This window comes from Glutamicibacter sp. NPDC055354 (assembly GCF_053644955.1).
Window position 1 is genome coordinate 212,466 of record NZ_JBSHMB010000001.1, and the last position, 20,450, is coordinate 232,915.

Genomic DNA, 20,450 nt, shown 5'->3' on the forward strand with positions numbered 1-20,450 from the left:
CGCTTATTCGCATAAGAGGTCCGGGCCTGTTGCCGTGGTCAAGCCTTCTGGCTAGATTTGGGCCGCGCTTTGGGCTGCGGCTTCACGCTCATCGGCTTCGCGCATGGCACGCTCTACGCGGTCCACGTCGCGGACTGCACCCTTGTCAGCGGACAACGCCATGGCGGCGTAGGCCCGCAACGCAGGGGAGACCACGCGCTCGCGGCTCTTCGGGCGGTAGCCGGTGGTCGCGATCAAGCGCTCGCGGCGTTCTGCCAAGACCTCGTCAGAGACGTTCAGGGTCAGCTCGCGGGTCGGGATATCGATGGAGATGGTATCGCCATCTTCCACCAGGGCGATCATGCCGCCGGACGCGGCCTCGGGGGAGACGTGCCCGATGGACAGGCCCGAGGTCCCACCAGAGAAGCGGCCATCGGTGATCAGTGCGCAGGCCTTGCCCAGGCCGCGGCCCTTGAGGAACGAGGTGGGGTAGAGCATTTCCTGCATGCCCGGCCCGCCCTTGGGACCTTCGTAGCGGATGACTACTACGTCGCCTTCCTTCACCTGCTTGTTCAGGATCTTCTCGACGGCTTCATCCTGTGATTCGCAGACCACTGCTGGGCCGGAGAAGGTCCAGATCGAAGGGTCAACGCCAGCGGTCTTGACCACTGCACCGTCCACGGCGATGTTGCCGCGCAGTACGGCCAGGCCGCCGTCCTTGGAGTAGGCGTTCTCAACCGAGTGGATGCAGCCTTCTGCATCATCGGTGTCCAGCGCCGCCCACCGCTCGGACTGCGAGAAGGCGGTGGAGGAGCGCACGCCGCCCGGGGCCGCGTGCCACAGGTCAAAGGATTCCTCCTTGGCCTTGCCGCTGCGGATATCCCAGTCATCGAGCCATTCGCCCAGGGTTGCCGAGTGAACCGTGTGCACGGTTTCATCCAGCAGGCCGCCGCGGCGCAGCTCGCCGAGGATTGCGGGGATGCCACCGGCACGGTGGACATCTTCCATGTAGTAGATGGTGCCGTTGCCGGCAGCGTTGGGTGCAACCTTGGCCAGGCACGGTACACGGCGGGACACTTCATCGATCTCATCGAGGCCGAATTCCACGCCGGCCTCGCGGGCGGCGGCCAGCAGGTGCAAGATGGTGTTGGTGGAACCGCCCATGGCGATATCCAGCGCCATGGCGTTGCCGAAGGCCTTCTTGGTGGCGATGCTGCGTGGCAGCACCGTCTCGTCGTCTTCGCCGTAGTAGCGGTTGGCGATATCGACTACCAGCTTGCCGGCGTTTTCATACAGGTCCTTGCGGGCCGTGTGGGTAGCCAGGGTGGAGCCGTTGCCCGGCAGGGACAAGCCCATGGCCTCGGTCAGGCAGTTCATCGAGTTGGCGGTGAACATGCCCGAGCAGGAGCCGCAGGTCGGGCAGGCCGACTCTTCGATGCGCAGCAGGTCTGCATCCGATACGTTCTCGTTCACGGCCTCGGAGATGGCATCCACCAGGTCCAAGGTGCGCACGGTGCCATCTACCAGGGTGGCGCGGCCGGCTTCCATCGGACCACCGGAGACGAAGACCGTAGGGATGTTCAGGCGCAATGCGGCCATCAGCATGCCCGGGGTGATCTTGTCGCAGTTCGAGATGCAGATCAGTGCGTCGGCACAGTGGGCATTGACCATGTATTCCACGGAGTCGGCAATGAGGTCGCGCGATGGCAGCGAGTAGAGCATGCCGCCGTGGCCCATGGCGATGCCGTCGTCCACGGCAATGGTGTTGAATTCGCGGGGGATGCCACCGGCGGCAGTGATGGCGTCAGAGACAATGCGGCCTACCGGCTGCAGGTGGGTGTGCCCTGGAACGAATTCAGTGAAGCTGTTGGAGACAGCGATAATCGGCTTGCGCCCGAGGTCAGCGCCGTTCACGCCGGCTGCGCGGAACAGTGCGCGAGCGCCGGCCATATTGCGGCCATGGGTGACAGTGTGTGAACGAAGTGTGGTCATACCTAAAATCTCACCATATATTTGCCCTCAAACCCAGACGGTGACGATACTAGTAGTACTACTACCATGCAATGAGGTTTACCCCGTGACTCCAAGTCAAAGACGTCGCGAAGAACTCGCCGCGTTCCTCAAGGACCGCCGGGCCCGGGCTGACAGGGCTTCCCATGGATTGCCGGAGATCGGACGCAGCCGCGTGCGCGGCCTGCGCCGCGAAGAAGTCGCCACCTTGGCCGGCGTTTCTGTTACCTGGTACACCTGGCTTGAGCAGGCCCGCGACATCAATCCTTCGCGCCAGGTTCTGCAGTCCTTGGCACGGCTGTTCCGGCTCACCCCGGTGGAATCCTCGTACCTGTTTTCTCTGGCAGGGCACGGTGAGCTTGACCCGATTGGCACCGGCGGCATGACTCCAGCCCTGCAGCGTTTGCTCGATGCGTTGCAGTTCCCGGCCTTCCTGCTCTCCGCCGACTGGACCATCCTGGGCTGGAATGAGGCCTATGAACAGCTGTATCCGCGGGTGGCTTCATTGGACAGCGAAGATCGGAACCTGTTGTGGCTCGTTTTCACCGATGCGCAATTGCGTGAGATGCTCCCGGATTGGGAAGTGCAAAGCCGCGGTTTCGTGGGAAGCTTCCGTGCCGAAACGCGTGGATGGCTCAGCCCGTCGGGGGAGAGCGGCATCGTTGCGCGGGTCTCTGCGGCCTCCCCGGAATTTGCCGCGATCTGGAATGAACGCGACGTTGCAGGTTTCCGCACCGGTGAACGGGTGTTCCGGCATCCTGAATTGGGGCTGACGCGCTACGAGCAGCACAACCTGACTCCTACCGAAGCCACGGACTTGACCCTGTTGATGTACACGCCGCTTTAGCACAGGTGGGCTCGCCGAAGTAGCGGCAGGGAATCGGAAGAGATTCGAGATCGCTAGGCTTGTACGCATCGAATCATTTAACCGCTAAGGGCCACAGCGCTGATCGGAACGTGCAGCGAACAAGAGCACTTCCATGTTCGGTTCCAGTTCGGAAATGCAATAGTCGGCGCTGAGCTGGCTAAGGCTCGTCTGGAAATCCGGACGAGCTTTAGCCCGGATAGTTGAGTAGGCTCAAGGCAGCGGAGGCATGCATTAAAGGAGTGGCCGGAGCTAAAAGCTCACGAACTCAAGCGCTCTCTCTTTGAACTCCCGGCTGGTCACAGCGTTGGCGTGATTGCGACCTGCCAGCCACAGCACTTCATTGCGTGTTCCTGCGTCCTTCAGAAGGCGACGCAAATGCGGCATGGTGGTCGCCAGATCGTCCTGGTCTCCGGCGACCAGCAAGGTTGGAACTGACGGCACCTTGGCTGCCGGATCGTAAGGCTCGGATTTGATTGCTTCTATGAGCTCAAAGAGCGCTGATAGATCATTGGACGGTTCAGCCTCGGCAATCCGCATGATGGCGGCGGTGTAGTCGTCATGGATCTTTTCGCCCGTCTCGACGTAGGCACGGGCCTGGCCCAATTCGAAGGCGGCCAGCGGATCACCGGCTCCTGGACCCCCGATGACCAGATGATTCACCAAATCCGGATTGAAAGCGGCGAACTCCCAAGCCAGCCGGGAACCCAAAGAGTAGCCGATGACGTCTACGGGACCATCATCCAGATCCATCACTATGACAGCCAGGGCCTGGCGAATCTGGCTTGGCGCCCAGGTGCCGTCATTGCGGCGAGGTTCTTCTCCATGGCCGGGCAAATCAACCAGAAGGACATCTCGTCCTGCATCAGTGAAATATTTCAGCCAACGCGAGCGGTCCCAATTCAGTTCGCCGGATGAGGCGAAGCCGTGGATGAAAAGCACGGATGGGCTTTTCACCTCAGCGTTTGCGCGAACCACTCGAAGATTCAGATCCAATGTCATGCCATTGATCATAGGCCATTCACCCTCGAAATGTGATCTGGGCTAGCGCCTGAAGGGCGTTAATGTCAGAATGACTCTAACGAATCCGAATGTGCTGAAAATGAGGCAAATAAGAAATGTCATCCGTACCGGGTTGGGCGAATGTCGACGAACGCCGCAACCTCCCGCCCGCTCTTGCGGTCTCCACTGTGATCCTGGGAATCCGTGAAGGCAAGGATGGCGGACCCGACAAACTCTGCTTGCCAGTGGTGCGCCGCATTCGCCAACCCCACACCGGAATGTGGGCGCTGCCAGGCGGACCCGTTGATCCGCGCGAATCCCTCGGCCAAGCGGCCGGGCGCAACCTTGCCGAAACCACGGGCCTGCGCCCCACCTATCTGGAACAGCTCTACACCTTCGGCGATATCGACCGCTCGCCAACCCACCGCCTAGTCACCATCGCCTACTTTGCGCTGCTGAACGCAGATCAAGTGGGCGCCACCGTCCAAGATGACAACGTGGCCTGGTTCGATATCGATGATCCGCAGATTGCCCAGATGGCTTTCGACCACCGGAAGATCTTGGACTACGCCATGTGGAGGCTGCGCAACAAAACCGAATACGGGCAGATAGCCCATCGGCTGCTCGGCGAACGCTTCACCCTGGCGGCCCTGCGCGGAGTCTATGAAGCCATCCTCGGACGCCGTCTGGACCCTGCGAACTTCCGCCGAACGCTCAAGAGCACGGCATCCATTGAGGAGACCGACGAATATCTGGCTGGCGGACAGCACCGGCCACCACGGCTATACCGCTACGTTGGCCACGGACCTGACCCGTTGGAAGTCGACCCGCTGCACGACTAGCAAGCACCATCCATACTTTTCACCGTCATCCTGCAAGAAACGGACGAACCCATGAGCACCCAAATCACTGACAACGCCAACGCCTCGGTAGCCCAGAACATCGCTCGGCTCAATCTGCTGGCTCCGGCTTCCACCTGTTCCACCGACCTGGCCTCCAACCCGTGGGACACCCCTGCGGGCTACGGGCCAGGTGCCTCCCAGGAGGATTCGGTTCCAGCTGGTTACCCGGTGCAGGGTTCGATCCCGGAGGAATACCTGGAGGCCAGCGACGCAGAGCTTGATACCCGCATCTTGGCAGCCAAGGAAACCCTGGGGGACAGGGCAGTGATCCTCGGGCACTTCTACCAGCGCGATGAAGTCGTGAAGTACGCAGATTTCGTGGGTGACTCCTTCCAGCTGGCCAACGCCGCATTGACCCGCGACAAGGCCGAAGCCATCGTGTTCTGCGGGGTGCACTTCATGGCCGAAACGGCAGATATTCTCAGCCGTGAGGACCAGTCGGTGATCCTTCCGAATCTTGCTGCAGGCTGCTCCATGGCGGACATGGCAGACGGTCCGAGCGTGCAACAGTGCTGGGAAGAGCTCACCGCCCTGTATGCGGATGAAGCTGATGACGGGCGGATGCCGGTCATTCCGGTGACTTACATGAACTGCTCTGCAGAGCTCAAGGCCTTTGTCGGTCGCAACGGAGGACTGGTCTGCACATCCTCCAATGCTGCAACTGTTCTTCAGTGGGCTTTCGAGCGGGGACGCCGTGTCCTGTTCTTCCCGGACCAGCACCTTGGGCGCAACACCGCCAAGGCGATGGGCATTTCCCTGGAGCAGATGCCGATGTGGACCCCGCGCAAGGAATTAGGCGGGAACGAAGCCACCACCCTGCTCGATGCCAAGGTCATTTTGTGGCACGGCTTCTGCTCCGTGCACAAGCGCTTCAACCCCGCGCAGATCGCCAAGGCGCGCGAGGATTTCCCCGGCGTGCGCGTGATTGTGCATCCCGAATGCCCCATGGAAGTTGTGGACGCGGCAGATGAAGCAGGCTCTACCGACTACATCCAAAAGGCTATTGCCGCTGCTACCGAGCCAACTGCTTTTGCCATCGGCACCGAAATCAATATGGTCAACCGCTTGGCTGCCCAGTACCCGCAGCACAACATCTTCTGCCTGGACCCGGTGATCTGCCCCTGCTCCACGATGTACCGAATCCACCCGGGCTACCTTGCCTGGGTGCTCGAAGAGCTGGTTGCCGGACGAGTGGTCAACCAGATTTCCGTGCCGAAGGAACAGCAAGGGGATGCAAAGATCGCCCTGGAGCGCATGCTAGCTGCCAAGCCATGAGCCAGGGGCAACAAGAACCGAAGAAGCTGGTGATCGTCGGCTCCGGTGTGGCCGGCCTGTGTGCTGCCTTGCAAGCCGTAGAGCTGGGCATCCAGCCGGTATTGCTGACCAAAGGCAAACTGGGGGACTCGAACTCCGAGCTCGCGCAGGGCGGGCTATCAGCTGTTACCGGAGCATCCATGGCCCAAGGCGACTCCGTGTCCAAACACGTTGCCGACACGCTCAAAGCTGGCGCGGGCCACTGCGGCGTGGGACCGGTGGAACACCTGTGTACCTCAGGCGACGAGCTAGTGCAGGCTTTGGAATCCTATGCAGTGGCCTTTGACCGCGATGCAGACGGTGCCTACCAGCTTGGCCTTGAAGCCGCGCACAGCGCGCACCGGATTCTGCATATCAACGGGGATGCCACCGGCGCTTCACTGGTGCAAACCCTGGTTGGTGCCGTGCGCCAGCAGGAGACTGCCAAGAAGCTCAGTATTATCGAGGACGCGCTTGCCACCGAACTGCAGCTGCAGGACGGAAGAGTCTCAGGGGTGCACTACTTGCGCCACGATGAAATGCAGCTGCTCTCGTCCAGCGCCGTGCTGCTGGCTACCGGCGGACTGGGCCAGTTGTACTCAGCGACCACCAATCCCCGAGGAGCAACCGCCGACGGCCTGGGACTGGCCGCCCGGGCAGGTGCTGTCATCGCGGATGCCGAATTCGTCCAGTTCCACCCAACGCTGGTTGACCCTGCCCGATATCCCGAAGCCGGAATGGTTTCCGAAGCCGTCCGTGGCGAGCGCGCCATCCTGGTCAATGACGCAGGGCAGCGGTTCATGCCTGGAATTCACCCGGATGCTGAGCTGGCACCTCGTGATGTCGTGGCCCGAGGCATCCACGAGCAGATCCAAGCCGGGCACCATGTGTACCTTGATGCGCGGGCCGTGGAAGAAACGCGCGGCGCAGGATTCCTCGCTCGCCGTTTCCCATCCATCACCGCCAAGCTCGCGAATTGCACCGCGGGCGGCTCCGGCCTGGACATGGCTCATGACCTGATTCCGGTGGTAGCGGCCCAGCACTACTTCATGGGCGGGATCTACACCGACACGTCAGGACGAACTTCTGTCCCCGGTCTTTATGCGGCCGGCGAATGCGCCAACACGACAGTTCACGGCGCCAACCGCCTGGCCAGCAATTCGTTGCTGGAGGCCATGGTTTTTGCGCGGAACGCGGTTGCCGCCATGGCCGGTGAAGCTTCCGACACCGGGTGCGATATCAGCGGGCTGGTGGTCCAGGAGATCAGCGCGCCAAGCCCGGAAGCACCTCTGGATCTTGAACAGTTGCAAACGGCAGCCAGCAGCAAACTTGGTGTCTACCGCACCGGCGTGCAGCTCGAAGAAATGGTCCAGCTGCTAGCAACGAGCGCGCCTGTAGCTGCCACTGCCCGCGAGCAATCGGAACTGCGCAACCTGTGGACCACCGCACGGATCATCGCCGCAGGTTCCATGGCACGCACCAAAAGCCTGGGTGCGCACCATCGCTTGGATTCAACGGAATTCACCAGCAGCCAGCCAGATGAGGGTGTGCGCTATGGCTGGACTCTGCACCCAAGCGAGCTGGACAATGAAAATCTTTTGAGCAAGGAATTGAACGCGTGAACACTTCGACCCATCCGGTACCGAACGCCGCCATGGACCGCATCATCGAGCTGGCGCTCGCCGAGGACAATCCGCGCGGCGACATCACCGCGCTGACTATTGTTCCCGAAGGTGCGACAGCGACTGCTGTGGTGCAGGCCCGCCAGCCAGGCGTACTCTCCGGAGGTGCGGTATTCACCCGGACAATGCAGCTAGTGGATCTGCAGCTGGAGGTGGAACAGCTGATTGCCGACGGAGACACGTTTGCCGCCGGTGACAGCCTGCTCAAGGTCACCGGGCCGGCGGCGAGCTTGCTGACCGCTGAACGCGTGGGGCTCAATCTCCTGCAGCGCATGAGTGCCATCGCCACGGCGACCGCTGAGCTCGTCGGCCTGGTTGCGCATACCAAAGCCCGCATTGTCGATACCCGGAAAACTACGCCGGGCCTTCGCGTCCTTGAACGCTACGCAGTGCGCTGCGGTGGGGGAGTCAACCACCGTGACAACCTGTCGGATGCTTTCATGGCCAAGGACAACCACCTGGCTTTGCTGGATAACGGAGAGCAGCTTACGGCGGCTTTGAAATCCGTACGTGCGCGGCTGGGGCACACCACGTCGATGGAAGTTGAAGTGGATTCGATTGCGCAGATTCCAGCAGTGCTCGCCGCCGGCGTGGATATCATCATGCTGGATAACTTCGATCCGGCGGACATTCCCGCAGCCATTGAACTGATCAACGGGCAAGCGGTGGTCGAAGCCAGCGGAAATATCAACGCCGCAACAGTCGTGGCTGTCGCTGAAGCTGGTGTTGATGTCATTTCCTCGGGGGCCATCACGCATTCGGTGAAAGCGATTGACCTTGGACTGGATATGGTTATTGCATGATCTACATGGATGCCGCATCCACTGCGCCGCCTCGCCAAGATGTACTCGACATGCTCAATCCGTTGCTGACCAAAGATTTCGGCAATCCGGCATCATTGCATGAAGCAGGCCAGCAGGCCAAGCGGGCTAACGACTGGGCAAGAACCCAGGTGGCTAGCCAGCTGGGCGTGGCAGCTGAGGAAGTCTATTTCACTTCCGGCGGCACCGAGGGGGCCAATGCTGCCGTGATCGGGGCGGCCTTGGCCAACCCCCGCGGACGCGTGGTGGTCTCCAGTTCCATTGAGCATCCAGCGGTACTGGAAGCCTGCAAGTACCTTGTTGAATTCCACGGATTCGAACACCGCATCATCCCGGTATCGGCCACGGGGCTGGTCGATCTGGATGCGGCCGGCCAGCTGATCGATGCAGCTGTTGCCGTGGTTTCGGTGATGGCAGTGAACAATGAAGTCGGCACCATTCAACCGGTAGTGCAGGTTGCCCAACTGGCCCGCAACGCTGGGGCGATCATGCATACGGACGCCGTGCAGGGCGCCGGCTGGATTGACCTCAAGCCGTTGTGCGCCGCTGTGGACGCATTGAGCATTTCCGGGCACAAGCTCGGCAGCCTCAAGGGCAGCGGAGCACTGTACCTGTCCGCCACGCATCGCTTTGTGCCGCTGCTGCACGGTGGCGGACAGCAGGGCGGAATGCGTTCGGGAACCGAGAACCCGGCCGCTGCCGTGGGCATAGCTGTGGCATTGCAGGCAGCGACCGCACAGCGCGAAGCAGGACTGGGCGCGAGCTTTGGCCCGTACTTGGTTGGACGGATTCTCAAGGAGCTCAATGCCAAGCATCCGGGCAGCGTCCAGCTGACTGGGGATCCGGAACATCGTGTTGGAGGCATAGTCTCCTTCGTTTTCCCGAAGACCGCAGGCGAAACTGTGCTGATTGAATTGGCCCGCAGGGGAGTCCTGTGCTCTTCAGGTTCTGCTTGCGCAGCGGGCTCGACCGATCCTTCGGCGGTGCTCACTGCGATGGGCTATGAAGAAGAACTGGCTCATACTGCTGTCCGTCTTTCGTTCACGCGCACCGCGAAAGAAAATGAGATCAGCCAGGTGGCCTCGGCTGTAGTTTCCTGCGTCTCCGGGCTCTTGAAGTAGCCAATTCGATAATCTCTGCAGGCTCGATTAATTCTGCGAGCCGCAGCAAATATGCCGCGAGTTCTCTTCGCATATGGTCGTGCATTAGTGCTTCGGGAACGGAATATTCCCCAAAAGCTGTGAAGGCAAGTTCCAACTAATGGGGAATATCCGAGTTCGCCTGATTAGCAGTCGTCTGTCTCTGGCTGATCGCCGGTGGCAGCTGCGGGTAGTGCCCGGTGGCGTTCGGCGCGCTTCAATCCTGCCATTCGTCCGCTAGCGGCACCGGCCAGTGAAGAGCCGAGATTCTTCGCTTTGGATACGCCAGCTGATGCCCCGGACAGGCTGCCTTTCACCAAGTTGCTATCGCGCACGGAACCCGCCACTTTTTGTGCCTTGTCGAGGGCGGACGCGCCTGCTGAGGTCAGTGTCGTGGAAAGGCCGTGTTCAGCCTCGGCCGCGTCCAAATCATGCAGCGCAGCCAAGTACTCTGCCGCGTCAACCAGCGGTGGCGGGAGTTCGCGCAGATGCTGCTTGAGCCTACTGGACTGCACCTTGAGCGTGACAAAAGTCAGCCCACCGGAGACCACCCCGCCAACGACGGGAACAATCTTGCTGACACTCTTGGCGAAGCTTTGCTTGGTGACATTGACGCCAATCAACTTCAGCGTTTGTTTCATCGGACCGTACCATGCTGTTTTGGTTAGAGCCTGTTTCGCGAGATTCTTCTGGATAGCCGGTCCAGCTACCTGGGAAGCAAACCGGCCGACCGTGGTAGACGCACCGCTGACTCCCATCATCACGCCGAGGAAACCGGCGAGTTTTCCCAGTGTTTCATCGTCGATGTGTTCCACGTCGTCCAGGAAGGATTGCCAGCCGTAGGTGTAGGCGATCTTCTGCATGACCCTGAATGCATGGATGTAGAACTGGGTGATGTCCGCTGGGATCGTACCGAACATGAAAAGCCCGCCAGGCAATCCACTGGCAAATGACAAGGCAGTGGACTTGCGAGTTTCGAAATCAATGGAATTGGAAGCAATATCGTCAAGGATCTCTGGCCCGATCCCCGCTGCGGCTGGGTTGGTCGAGACTGCGCGTTCTATCTGCTCGCGGCTCAAGCCCCTCTTGTGGAGCTCTGCAGTGAGAAAGTGCTCGCGGTCGATTTTCACACCCCTGAGCCGGATAACTTTCTTGAGGAAAACGGTAGCGAATTGCTCGGCATCCAGATTTTGATCCTTGAGCATGCTGGCAAGGGTCTCGTCAGCTTCTGGACCAGACTGCGTAGCACTTGGATCAGCAATGCCTAGCTCGGCCTCCTGCTGGCTGGCAAGATCCGGCTTCTCATTCGTATTCTCCTGCAATCTATTTCCCCCAAATGTATGTGCTGGAAACCAGCGGTGCGAAGTGTAGGCGAGTCGCTCACAGCTTATCCAATACGCGCCAGAAAGCAGGATCCTAGGGGAACCATGAAGCGGCGAAACCACCTGCGAATTGGTGATCAGTGAACCTGCCGTTGTTCGACACAACAGATGGAGGCCCGCACTTAGAAGTGGGGTTGCTGCACCGCAGCCCAAGAAAACGGTAAAAGAGAAATAGACGATTCATTCGAAAATGAATCGTCTATCTCTCAATCTGCGGATGCGCTGGTGTGGTCCAACCAGCTAGCGCAAGTACGTGCCGGAGACCCAGCCGTTCTTCCCGGCATACTTCACCGGGTACCAGCCGGACTTCTTCGAGCCGCGGATGGTCACCGTCTTTCCCTTGGGAATAGTGAGGATGACACGCTTGCCTGTTCCCGCGCCACTGCGCATGTTCAGGTTCGCGATGGTCTTCTTGGACGAGGACTTTGAGCTCTTGGGCTTGGTGGTCTTCGGTGCAGTCCCGGAGGAGGAGAAATTGCTCAGGTAGGTGCCGGAGACCCAGCCATTCTTCCCTGCGTACTTCACCGGGTACCAGCCGGACTTCTTTGCGCCGCGAATGGCGACCTTCTTGCCATTCGGAATAGTCAGCACGACGCGATGGCTGGTGCCTGCCCCGGCACGCATATTCAAGTTCGCAGTGGTCTTGGCAGACTTGGCATTGCTGGTGCTCTTCTCAGGCGAGCTCTTCTTCGAATCCTTCTTCGGTGCTGCCGGCATCGAGATGTTCTTCAGGTACTGGCCCGATACCCAACCGGTTTTCGAGCTGTAGCGAACCTGGTACCAACCGGACTTCTTGGATCCGGTCAGCTGGACGCTCTTGCCTTTCGGGATGGTCAGCAACAGCCGGTTTCCGGCGCCTGCCCCGGTGCGCATATTCAGATTCGCGGTGGTCCGCGCGGTGCCCTTGGTCTGCTTGGGAGTGCTCTTGGCTTTCTTGCCTGAAACCCCATAGTAGGCTTCGAGGCTCTTGGCGCCAGAGTTCTTCACGCTCTTGGCCAGGGAGGTGCCGAGGTAGCGGAAGTGCCACGGCTCATAGGAGTAGCCCGTGACAGGTTCCTGGCCCTTCTGGTAGCGCATGATGAAGCCGTACTTGTGTGCGTTCTTGCCGACCCACTTGCCCACAGGAGTGTTGGCGAAGCAGGCCTGCAAACCGCAAGCGCCGTTGGCATTTCCCACGTCAATGGCCAGGCCAGTCTGGTGCTCGCTGGTGCCCGGTACAGCGGAGATGCGTGATGCGTAGCTCTTGCCATAAATGCGGGTGTAGTAGTTGAACAGCTCAGCCTGGCGGTTGTATGAACGATAACCGCTGACAGCCCGGATCTTGACGCCGTCCTTCGCAGCTGCCTTGGCCATCTTGGTGTAGGCCTTGGCCGCCGAGGACTTCAGCCGGACGTTGGTGCCCTTGACCGCTACCGTCTTCGGTGCGTACTTAACCGGACTGAGCGGGTACTTCTTGTTGACGAAGACGTCATCCTTGCTCGGATTGCGCTGGATTTTCTTGGCGGCAATCTGCAGTCCGCTATCAACTGCCAGCGCCTGAGCCTGTACCGCTGAAGTTGCTGGGGCAGGGGCTGCGGCTAGTACCGGGGTTGCCGGAAGCACTGTTGCAAGCAGTGCGGCCGACAGGGCGGCAGCCATTGAAGTCTTGAACGCCCGAGGCAGTTTCATGGAACTCTCCGATAGAGGTGACAAGCGATGCGACCATCATTCCATCATCTATCCATGACTCGTTCAAGACGTTACTGCAAACGTTAGAGAAGGAATAGTCTCGTTGGACCCATCTTTTGAATCAACTAGCGGCGCAGTTCCGCCCTTGGCGCCAGGCGCCGGCAACCAGTGGCTGCTGGCGGTGCGGATATGGATAAACGGCCTCCCACTTGAAGCACCGCAAGTATTCCATGGGCCGTGGCCGCAGGGTCTTCGCAACTGGGTTTTCCAGTCGGCCAGGCGTGCCGCAAGGAGCACGGCCTGGGAAAATGCTCGCTGAACATTGCTTGCAAGAAGTCGCAAGCCTCACGCCAGCCGCCAGGAAAATGCCCCGTTCCTGGAGTCAAGTTGGTGGAAGAACACGAAGGGCCAATTTTTCTAGCTCGGCGAGATTTGGTAGGTTTGCGTGCATGCGTATCCGTCCAGAAGTCTTCGATGACCGAGCTGCGGTGTATGCAATAACCCATGCTGCGTTCTCCGGCATCGATCCGATGGTTGAGCCTGAGGAAGTCGGACTGCTGCAGCGTCTATTCGACTGCGACCAGTACGATAACCGTTTCTCAATCGTTGCCCTGGATGACACAACGGTCATTGGGCACGTCATCGCTACATGGGGAGAAGTGGACGGGGAACCCTTGCTGGGACTTGGCCCGCTAGCTGTCGCCCCGGAATACCAGCACCGAGGTGTTGGGTCGATCCTGATGCAAGAAATTCACGACAAGGCCGAGCAAGAAAGCATCAGCGGTATCGTTCTGCTGGGCGCCCCTGGCTACTACCGCCGCTTCGGCTACGAAGCGGCGCAAGGTCGCGGGATCCTGCCTACGCGCACCTCATGGGGCGAGCACTTCATGGTGCGGGTCTTCGACGATAACCGCCTGCCGCGCGGCAACTACCGCTATGCCAAGCCGTTTGGCGTCTAAGCGCTAATTTTCGCTGGGAATTTTCCCATATCTATTGTCACTAGTGCTCTTCGGGCGTAAACCTGTCTTATGGAACCACATGAAGAGCTTCGCGAACTGTCCTTCACCGTGTCGGGAATCATTTCCAAATCGATCAGGCAAGTATACGAAGCTGTGGCTGATCCAGAACAGCTTTCACATTACTTCACTACCGGCGGAGCATCCGGGCACATGGAAAACGGTGCCACCGTGACCTGGGACTTCCATGATTTCCCCGGCCCGTTCCCGGTCAAGGTCGTGGAAGTGGAAGAGCCAAAGCGCATTGTCCTGCAATGGGGCGGCCAGCAATCCACCGCTGCCGATGGCATGAATACCGTGACGTTCGAATTCGCTTCTCTGGAAGACAGCACCCGAACCAAGGTGACCATCAGCGAGGCCAGCTGGGTGGCGACCTCCGAAGGAGCCAAGGCCGCCTTTGGGAATTGCGAGGGCTGGACCGGGATGCTGGCCGCGATGAAGGCGTGGCTGGAATACGGGATCAACCTCCGCGAGGGGTTCTACAAATAGCCGGGATCGGCAGCTAGCGGCGGCGCTGGTAGTAGACGTGCGTGGCAAGCGTCGTTTCGCGCCGTGACACGCGGTCCATATGCGTTTCTATGTCTTCAAGGCTGATCGGTTCGCCATGCCCGAGGCGGATGGGCGCGATATGCAGCCGCAGCTCGTCAATGAGGCCGGCTCGCAAGAACTGCACAATGGTGTTTGCTCCACCGGCGATGGCCACTGGATTCTCTCCCGCCGCTTCCTGGGCTTCGGCGAGGGCTTCCTCGATCCCATCGGGGACGAATTGGAAGCTTGTCCCGCCCTCCAGGCAGAGCATCGGCCTCGGATGGTGGCTGAGCACGAAGACCGCGGCATGGTACGGAGGGGTCTCTCCCCACCACCCGATCCAGTCGGCGTTTTCCTCACCGGTTGGAGGGCCGAACATCTTGCTCCCCATGATGAAAGCCGAGGCTTCGGTAATAGCGGAAATTTCCGCTTGGTTCTCTTCGAGGCGCTCAAACTGCCAGCGGTGCAGGGCTTCGGCTCCCTCGCCCAGCGGATTATCCATGCTCTGATGGGGTCCAGCGCAGAATCCGTCCAGGGAGACGGTGACATCGCAAACTACCGAGCCCATGGCAAATGCCTCGATTCAACCTACATGCCGGCGGGAGAGTGGCTACTCCTACAATGAACCTGCCCGGAGGCAGAATCAAGCCCAGGTTCGGGACAATGCACCCAGACGCCTAGCTCTCCACGTCTTTTGGCGCACCGGCAACATTCCACAGCGACAAGTGGTATTTCCGGATCAGCGCTGCTTCCAGGAGCAGGGCCGCCTTGCGGTGGATGCAGGTGACCCACCGGCCTTCAAGATTCAAGCGGTCAATGGCCAGGCGTGCCACTTGCTGGATTGAGCGGGATTCACCGCGGTCCGCCTCGATTGCCAGGTCCCGCAGCCACTGGGGATCCGCTAGTCCTTCGTCAAAAGCGTACTTGCCCATGCCGGAGGTCGCGCCCTGGCCGCTGGAATAGATCTTCAGTCTTCCGCGAAGTCCCTTGCCGCTGCGTTCGCCAGCCTGGCCCACGTAGATTGGCTCATGGTCCGAGGCGCCCGCGCGGCGGAACATGTAGACGCCCGGGGCCACTGGCGCCGAGTCGGCGGTGGCTTCAAAGGAGTCCCACGGCGACCAGTCCAGGGATTCAATGACCTGGTCGTCAATGGGCGTGAGGGAAATTTCCAGCCCCGGCGCGCCGGCGAACTGAAGCTGGGTCTGCAAAGCGGCGGAGACATGCCAATTGCCACCTGGCTGAGGCGGCTTCTGGATGGCGCCCTTGGGACGATGCTGGCGCAGATAGCTGCGCAACTCCTTGGTTTCTACGCCAAGGGTGCTGGCAGCTTCTTCCAAGCTGAATAGCTTTTCGTCCTTCAAGAGTGTTCTGCCTTCTGTGCGCCGTGATTGAACAGTTGATGCTGAATCAATTTAATCCCATGGAATGCCCGGGAGCCCGGAAGGAGCTGCCTATGGCATGTCCTTCCGGGCTGGGGCAAAAGCTACTGCACCGCTTCACGCAGTTTGGTGCTCAAGCGTTCCAACTCATGGAATTCTTCTTCGGTCAGTGCGGTGCCCAGCAAATTGTGCAGATGCTTGACGTGCTCCCTTCCGATTTCCTGCTGGAGCTTGCGGCCTGCCTCGGTCAGCGAGAGCTGCATGGCACGGTGGTCATCCGGGTCGGCCTCGCGAACTACCAGCCCCTGGTCTTCCAATCGGGTGACCATGCGGCTGAGGCTGGGCTGCGAAATCAGCAACTGCTTGTTCAGGTCGACCATCCGGCTTTTGCCGCCGGGGCAGGTGCGCAAGTTGAACAGCACGTCGTACTCGCGCATGGACAGCTTGCCGAACTCCGGCATTGCGGTGATCTGGCGCATGACCGCCACCTGTGCCCGGAAAAGCGCTTCCCAGGCATCGGTGGCGACCTTCAATGAGGCTGCTGGATTACTGGTCCCGGTCACTTGCTACAGGCTCCTTGGTGTTTGCTTGCTCAGCTTCCAGTTTAGCGTCGCGAGCAGCAACCAATCCCGCATGGGTAGGAGCCGGGGTAAGGTCCTTCGGTGCCCGGGAATCCATTTCCTTGCGCAGTTCAGGCAGCACGTACTCGCCGAACAGGTCCAGCTGGTTCAGCACGGTCTTCAGCGGCAGGCCGGCATGGTCGATGAGGAACAGCTGGCGCTGGTAGCTGCCGAAGTACTCCTGGAAGGACAGCGTCTTCTCCAGCACCTGCTGCGGGGAGCCGACGGTCAGCGGGGTCTGGGAGGTGAAGTCTTCCAGCGACGGGCCATGGCCGTAGACCGGGGCGTTATCGAAGTACGGGCGGAATTCCTTGACTGCCTGCTGGGAATCCTTGGCCATGTAGAACTGGCCGCCCAGGCCAACCACGGCCTGGTCGGCGCGTCCGTGCCCATAGTGCTCGTAGCGCTCGCGGTACAGGTTGATCAGCTGCTGGTAGTGCTCCTTTGGCCAGAAGATGTTGTTGGCGAAGAAGCCGTCACCGTAGTAGGCGGCGATTTCTGCTACCTGCGGGGTGCGGATCGATCCGTGCCAGACGAATGGTGCCACGTCATCGAGCGGGCGCGGGGTCGAGGTGAAGTTCTGCAGTGGGGTGCGGAACTTGCCTTCCCAATTCACCACGTCCTCATCCCACAGGCGGCGCAGCAGGTGGTAGTTCTCCACGGTCAGGTTGACCGAGTCCTGCATGTTCTTGCCGAACCATGGGTAGACCGGCCCGGTGTTGCCGCGGCCCAGAACCAGGTCCACTCGGCCATCTGCCAGGTGCTGGAGCATGGCGAAGTCCTCGGCGATCTTCACCGGGTCATTGGTGGTGATCAACGTGGTCGTGGTGGAAAGGATGATGCGCTCGGTCTGGGCGGCAATATAGGCCAGCGTGGTGGTAGGGGAGGAGGAGAAGAACGGGCGGTTGTGGTGCTCGCCGATGGCATAGACGTCCATGCCGATTTCTTCGACCTTCTTGGCGATCGCCACCGATGCGTCGATGCGCTCTTTTTCGGTAGGGATGCGGCCGGTAGTCGGGTCGCGGGTGATGTCGCTGACTGAGAATACTCCGAATTGCATGTCCACTCCTGTTTTCCTGGTGCAAGCTTTATGTCCTGCCACCAATTTATATGCGTATGCATGTAATAACAAGTTGATGCGTCAAATATTCCCGGGCTCCTCGGAGATCTTTCTTCCTGGGGTGCACCGTCCGGCGGGTGCCCGCCACACTGCCGGCAACGTGCAATGAGCCAATGAGCAATGAGTCAACGGCGGGTGGGGATGAAACCTGCACCCCAGAACAAGTTGCCTTGCTCGTGGGCCGGTTCCAAAGAGGGCTGCCCTGGCGCGCACCGGCAATTGCGCCTGTGCTTGCGCAACTGGCGCAAAGCCCGTCGCAGCTGGCGCGCAGTCAGCGCGGATCCGGTATCCGTACCGGACTGCTGCTCCTGGATGCGAGCGAGCAGGATGGTGCATGGCGGAATCTGGGTTGCGGTCATGAGTTGGCCTTTCGTAGAAGTTCATACGACAGCCAACAGGCTCCAGCTAACTTGAGGTCAAGCGGCCGGACCTGAATAATTCCTCATATGACATCCTCCAGCCAGTCCGCAGTTCCAACAAGGAAAAGCCAATTAGGCATCGGGGATCTCGCTCGGCGCGCGGGAGTATCAGTGGCGGCGATCAGGTACTACGAGTCGCGGAACCTGATTTTCTCCACGCGGACCAACGGGAACATGCGCGTGTTCCCCAAGCACACGCTGCGCAGGCTGGCGATTATCGCTGCTGGCCAGCGCGTGGGCCTGACCCTGGCTGAAATCGCCGGCACGTTGGGCGAGCTGCCCGAGGACCGGGCGCCACGGCAGAACGAATGGGAACAGCTCAGCACGCATTGGAAGAAGATCATCGATCGCCGCATGCTGCAGCTCGAATCGCTGCGGGATTCGCTGGATGGATGCATCGGCTGCGGATGCCTGTCGATCAAGAATTGCTCGCTGGTCAACCCCGGAGACGAGGCCGCCGCGGAAGGCGAAGGCTCTCGCTGGATCCGCAAACTCGATGCGAACTCCAACCACGGGGTTACCGGCGCCGTGGAGTGACGATTCCGCCCTGATAGGCAATCAGGGCGGCCTCCACGCGGTTGCGGGCACCGAGCTTGAGCAGGATCGCGGTCATATGCCCCTTGACTGTCGCCTCGGTGAGCACCAGCCGGGCGGCAATCTCCGCATTGGACAGGCTCTGGCCCACCAGCGCCAAGACCTCGCGTTCGCGCACGGTCAAGCCGTGGACCAGGGACCGGGCCCGGGACTGCGCGGCGGTGTCGATCCCGCGCACCTTGTCGATCACCCTCCGGGCAATGCGCGGGGAGAGCGCCGCTGCGCCTTCGGCCACCGCATGGATCGCGCCGAGCAGTTCCTCGGGTCCCGAGCTCTTGAGCATGAATCCGCAGGCTCCGCCGGACATGGCCCGGTCGATGTATTCCTCCTCGCCGAAGGTGGTCAGGACCAGCACCTTGGTTTCCGGAGCCTGGCCCAGGATTGCTTCCATGGCTCCCAGTCCGTCGAGCTGCGGCATGCGGATATCCATCAGGATCACTGAGGGGTCCAGGCGCGCGGCCAGCTCGATGGCGCGCACCCCGTTCTCCGCTTCCCCGGCAATGAGGATGCCCGGGTCGCTGGACAGGATTGCGCGCAGTCCGGCGCGGATCAGCGCATCGTCATCCACCAGCAGGACGCTGACGGGGGTATCCATGCTCATCTGCAGTTCCTTTGGCTAGCCGGCGGGGTAGAGGTGGTCGGTGGAAACCAGTACATTTTCGGTGAAGCACAGGCGGAACATCTCGCTGCCCAGATCCAGCAGCCCGGTCCGGGCCGCATAGTAGCGGCACTGCGCATCCCCTGGCGGTGCCGGCTCGTCGATCACGGGAAGCGGCTCATCCAGGCCCGGGGCGTGGACCAGCGAAGCAACCTGCCGTGCGTCCATGCCCACCGAAAGCTTCTGGAAGTCCGAGGGGTGCAGGACGGTGGCCTGGTAGGTGGCATGCTGCAACAGCAGCAGGGCCGCGGCAATCACCGTGACGGCGAGGACCGGCATCAGCACCAGCATCGAGGTGCTCGTGCGCTTCACCGGCGGCTGCACCCCGGCAGACGCCGGGTGCGGGGATGCCTGGGCAATGGAAGCGCGCAGTTCGAAACGCTCCTTGGTGCGGTGCACCGCCAGCGAGCCTCCGGCAGCTTCGAGGGTGCCGCGCAGCGAAGCTATCCCGGTGGCCCCAACCCGGCTGGGAGGCAGGGGGCCATGCAGCGGATTGGAAATGCTCAGCACCGCCTGCTCCGAGCGCGTATCGAGCTCGAGGTCCACCTCGGCATGCGGCGCGTACTTCGCCGCATTGGTCAACGCCTCCTGGGCCACCTGGCGCAGCACCGCGGCCCACCGGATGGATCCGGGGGCCTGGAACGAGGGGCCCTTCCGGGAGAAATTGATCGTCATGCCCTTGGCCCGGGCCTGTTCGACCAGCTGCTCCAGCGATGAACCTGCCGGGCCCAGCGGCGCTTGTTCGCCGTCCTCGTGCAGCACCCCGATGATCTGGTGCAGATGCTCGATGGACTCATCGGCCTGCTCGCGGATCCGCTTTGCCTGTTCGTAGGCCGGCGTGCCCTGTTCCAAGGACACCTGCAGCCCGCCGGTGGACAGTGCCAGCAGCGCCAGATCGTGGCCCAGCTGGTCATGCATGGCTTCGGCAATGCGCGCCCTTTCCCGCAGCTCGGCTTGCACCACCACATGCCGGCGCTCCTGGCTGCGGAACAACACCGCATTGCGCCGCGCCCGGCCCGCCCACCAGGGCAGCAGCGCGAAAAGCACCAGGCCCGTAAGGATATTCAGTGCGAAGGCCAGCAGGCTCAGGTGCGAGGACCATGCCAGCGTCACCCCGGAGGCCAGCGTCCCTGTCCCGAGGGCCAGCAATCCATGGGCCAGCGCGGAAACATGCCGTCCGGCCAGGTAGCTGCAGGCCGCGGCCAGGGGAGCGAGCACAACCCAGGGCCCGTTCGTGGAGATGGGAACCAGATAGGCGCACAGTGCCAGCAGCAGCAACAGGACCGGCTGCTTCCACGAGGTAGTCATGATCAACATGCTACGCAGAATCGACGCAGCCAGACACCGACCAAGGTAGGGGTTCGGGGCCGCGC

20 protein-coding genes are annotated in these 20,450 nt (G+C 61.0%); 9 read left to right on the plus strand and 11 right to left on the minus strand.

The window, feature by feature from the left end; genetic code table 11:
- Positions 1-51 precede the first annotated feature (51 nt).
- Entirely contained in the window at positions 52-1,971 is a 1,920-nt protein-coding gene (gene ilvD, locus ACWICV_RS00990; RefSeq protein ID WP_402473836.1) for a dihydroxy-acid dehydratase, read from the minus strand.
- A gap of 85 nt (positions 1,972-2,056) precedes the next feature.
- On the opposite strand from ilvD, the gene ACWICV_RS00995 reads away from it, so the two are divergent.
- Complete coding sequence (locus ACWICV_RS00995; RefSeq protein ID WP_400290869.1) at positions 2,057-2,836, plus strand: helix-turn-helix transcriptional regulator; 780 nt, start codon at positions 2,057-2,059, stop codon at positions 2,834-2,836.
- Positions 2,837-3,106: 270 nt separating this feature from the next.
- Here ACWICV_RS00995 and ACWICV_RS01000 read toward each other — a convergent pair whose 3' ends face one another.
- The gene (locus tag ACWICV_RS01000; protein ID WP_454090907.1) at positions 3,107-3,856 is read right to left on the minus strand and encodes an alpha/beta fold hydrolase; all 750 of its coding nucleotides are present in this window, start codon (positions 3,854-3,856) and stop codon (positions 3,107-3,109) included.
- Between the two features lie 116 nt (positions 3,857-3,972).
- Here ACWICV_RS01000 and ACWICV_RS01005 point away from each other — a divergent pair, with 116 nt between their 5' ends.
- The 5 genes from ACWICV_RS01005 to ACWICV_RS01025 are packed head-to-tail and all read left to right on the plus strand — an operon-like array spanning position 3,973 to position 9,675.
- Complete coding sequence (locus tag ACWICV_RS01005) at positions 3,973-4,698, plus strand: NUDIX hydrolase (RefSeq protein WP_400290873.1); 726 nt, start codon at positions 3,973-3,975, stop codon at positions 4,696-4,698.
- Positions 4,699-4,749: 51 nt separating this feature from the next.
- A complete protein-coding gene (nadA, locus tag ACWICV_RS01010) occupies positions 4,750-6,033 on the plus strand; it encodes a quinolinate synthase NadA (protein ID WP_454090906.1) in 1,284 nt (427 codons plus the stop codon).
- A complete protein-coding gene (locus tag ACWICV_RS01015; protein WP_454090905.1) occupies positions 6,030-7,673 on the plus strand; it encodes an L-aspartate oxidase in 1,644 nt (547 codons plus the stop codon). Before nadA ends, ACWICV_RS01015 begins: the two co-directional genes overlap by 4 nt.
- Positions 7,670-8,536: a carboxylating nicotinate-nucleotide diphosphorylase gene (nadC, locus tag ACWICV_RS01020; protein ID WP_454090904.1), complete on the plus strand. Its 867-nt coding sequence runs from the start codon at positions 7,670-7,672 to the stop codon at positions 8,534-8,536. Before ACWICV_RS01015 ends, nadC begins: the two co-directional genes overlap by 4 nt.
- Positions 8,533-9,675, plus strand: coding sequence for a cysteine desulfurase family protein (locus ACWICV_RS01025; protein WP_454090903.1), 1,143 nt, complete (start codon positions 8,533-8,535; stop codon positions 9,673-9,675). The genes nadC and ACWICV_RS01025 overlap by 4 nt, the downstream gene beginning before the upstream one ends.
- Before the next feature lie 164 nt (positions 9,676-9,839).
- Here the strand turns inward: ACWICV_RS01025 and ACWICV_RS01030 are convergent, their stop codons facing one another.
- Both ACWICV_RS01030 and ACWICV_RS01035 read right to left on the minus strand, forming a co-directional pair.
- A complete protein-coding gene (locus tag ACWICV_RS01030; RefSeq protein ID WP_402473841.1) occupies positions 9,840-11,015 on the minus strand; it encodes a hypothetical protein in 1,176 nt (391 codons plus the stop codon).
- A gap of 300 nt (positions 11,016-11,315) precedes the next feature.
- A complete protein-coding gene (locus tag ACWICV_RS01035) occupies positions 11,316-12,743 on the minus strand; it encodes a D-alanyl-D-alanine carboxypeptidase family protein (protein ID WP_454090902.1) in 1,428 nt (475 codons plus the stop codon).
- A gap of 449 nt (positions 12,744-13,192) precedes the next feature.
- Between ACWICV_RS01035 and ACWICV_RS01040 the strand changes: the two genes are divergently transcribed.
- Positions 13,193-13,702 (plus strand): GNAT family N-acetyltransferase, encoded by a 510-nt coding sequence (locus ACWICV_RS01040; RefSeq protein WP_400290887.1) that lies wholly within the window; start codon positions 13,193-13,195, stop codon positions 13,700-13,702.
- A 69-nt stretch (positions 13,703-13,771) separates the two neighbouring features.
- Complete coding sequence (locus ACWICV_RS01045) at positions 13,772-14,248, plus strand: SRPBCC family protein (RefSeq protein WP_332499038.1); 477 nt, start codon at positions 13,772-13,774, stop codon at positions 14,246-14,248.
- Between the two features lie 13 nt (positions 14,249-14,261).
- Here ACWICV_RS01045 and ACWICV_RS01050 read toward each other — a convergent pair whose 3' ends face one another.
- The 5 genes from ACWICV_RS01050 to ACWICV_RS01070 all read right to left on the minus strand — a co-directional run bounded on the left by ACWICV_RS01050 (position 14,262) and on the right by ACWICV_RS01070 (position 17,765).
- The gene (locus ACWICV_RS01050) at positions 14,262-14,855 is read right to left on the minus strand and encodes a dihydrofolate reductase family protein (protein ID WP_454090901.1); all 594 of its coding nucleotides are present in this window, start codon (positions 14,853-14,855) and stop codon (positions 14,262-14,264) included.
- 109 nt (positions 14,856-14,964) lie between these two features.
- Positions 14,965-15,648, minus strand: coding sequence for a GIY-YIG nuclease family protein (locus tag ACWICV_RS01055; RefSeq protein ID WP_105661090.1), 684 nt, complete (start codon positions 15,646-15,648; stop codon positions 14,965-14,967).
- Between the two features lie 122 nt (positions 15,649-15,770).
- Positions 15,771-16,229: a MarR family winged helix-turn-helix transcriptional regulator gene (locus ACWICV_RS01060; RefSeq protein ID WP_105658053.1), complete on the minus strand. Its 459-nt coding sequence runs from the start codon at positions 16,227-16,229 to the stop codon at positions 15,771-15,773.
- Positions 16,213-17,346: an LLM class flavin-dependent oxidoreductase gene (locus ACWICV_RS01065; protein WP_105661548.1), complete on the minus strand. Its 1,134-nt coding sequence runs from the start codon at positions 17,344-17,346 to the stop codon at positions 16,213-16,215. Before ACWICV_RS01065 ends, ACWICV_RS01060 begins: the two co-directional genes overlap by 17 nt.
- A gap of 185 nt (positions 17,347-17,531) precedes the next feature.
- Complete coding sequence (locus tag ACWICV_RS01070) at positions 17,532-17,765, minus strand: hypothetical protein (RefSeq protein ID WP_105661091.1); 234 nt, start codon at positions 17,763-17,765, stop codon at positions 17,532-17,534.
- Between the two features lie 87 nt (positions 17,766-17,852).
- On the opposite strand from ACWICV_RS01070, the gene soxR reads away from it, so the two are divergent.
- Positions 17,853-18,362: a redox-sensitive transcriptional activator SoxR gene (gene soxR, locus ACWICV_RS01075; protein WP_400290900.1), complete on the plus strand. Its 510-nt coding sequence runs from the start codon at positions 17,853-17,855 to the stop codon at positions 18,360-18,362.
- On the opposite strand, the gene ACWICV_RS01080 is transcribed toward soxR, so the two are convergent.
- Together ACWICV_RS01080 and ACWICV_RS01085 are read right to left on the minus strand one after the other, a co-directional pair.
- Positions 18,343-19,020: a response regulator gene (locus ACWICV_RS01080; protein ID WP_454090900.1), complete on the minus strand. Its 678-nt coding sequence runs from the start codon at positions 19,018-19,020 to the stop codon at positions 18,343-18,345. The two genes, soxR and ACWICV_RS01080, sit on opposite strands and share 20 nt — an antisense overlap.
- 15 nt (positions 19,021-19,035) lie before the next feature.
- Positions 19,036-20,385 carry a sensor histidine kinase gene (locus tag ACWICV_RS01085; RefSeq protein WP_454090899.1) on the minus strand — a complete coding sequence of 450 codons (1,350 nt, stop codon included), beginning with the start codon at positions 20,383-20,385 and terminating at the stop codon, positions 19,036-19,038.
- Positions 20,386-20,450 lie beyond the last annotated feature (65 nt).

Excerpts from the sequence above, each read along its gene's own strand:
- ACWICV_RS01080 (WP_454090900.1), bottom strand. The coding sequence starts at position 19,020 with ATGAGCATGGATACCCCCGTCAGCGTCCTGCTGGTGGATGACGATGCG.
- ACWICV_RS01045 (WP_332499038.1), top strand. The coding sequence starts at position 13,772 with ATGGAACCACATGAAGAGCTTCGCGAACTGTCCTTCACCGTGTCGGGA.
- ACWICV_RS01000 (WP_454090907.1), bottom strand. The coding sequence starts at position 3,856 with ATGACATTGGATCTGAATCTTCGAGTGGTTCGCGCAAACGCTGAGGTG.
- ACWICV_RS01025 (WP_454090903.1), top strand. The coding sequence starts at position 8,533 with ATGATCTACATGGATGCCGCATCCACTGCGCCGCCTCGCCAAGATGTA.
- nadA (WP_454090906.1), top strand. The coding sequence starts at position 4,750 with ATGAGCACCCAAATCACTGACAACGCCAACGCCTCGGTAGCCCAGAAC.
- ACWICV_RS01040 (WP_400290887.1), top strand. The coding sequence starts at position 13,193 with ATGCGTATCCGTCCAGAAGTCTTCGATGACCGAGCTGCGGTGTATGCA.
- ACWICV_RS01070 (WP_105661091.1), bottom strand. The coding sequence starts at position 17,765 with ATGACCGCAACCCAGATTCCGCCATGCACCATCCTGCTCGCTCGCATC.
- ACWICV_RS01035 (WP_454090902.1), bottom strand. The coding sequence starts at position 12,743 with ATGAAACTGCCTCGGGCGTTCAAGACTTCAATGGCTGCCGCCCTGTCG.
- ACWICV_RS01065 (WP_105661548.1), bottom strand. The coding sequence starts at position 17,346 with ATGCAATTCGGAGTATTCTCAGTCAGCGACATCACCCGCGACCCGACT.
- soxR (WP_400290900.1), top strand. The coding sequence starts at position 17,853 with ATGACATCCTCCAGCCAGTCCGCAGTTCCAACAAGGAAAAGCCAATTA.
- ilvD (WP_402473836.1), bottom strand. The coding sequence starts at position 1,971 with ATGACCACACTTCGTTCACACACTGTCACCCATGGCCGCAATATGGCC.
- ACWICV_RS01085 (WP_454090899.1), bottom strand. The coding sequence starts at position 20,385 with ATGACTACCTCGTGGAAGCAGCCGGTCCTGTTGCTGCTGCTGGCACTG.
- ACWICV_RS01050 (WP_454090901.1), bottom strand. The coding sequence starts at position 14,855 with ATGGGCTCGGTAGTTTGCGATGTCACCGTCTCCCTGGACGGATTCTGC.
- ACWICV_RS01005 (WP_400290873.1), top strand. The coding sequence starts at position 3,973 with ATGTCATCCGTACCGGGTTGGGCGAATGTCGACGAACGCCGCAACCTC.
- ACWICV_RS01015 (WP_454090905.1), top strand. The coding sequence starts at position 6,030 with ATGAGCCAGGGGCAACAAGAACCGAAGAAGCTGGTGATCGTCGGCTCC.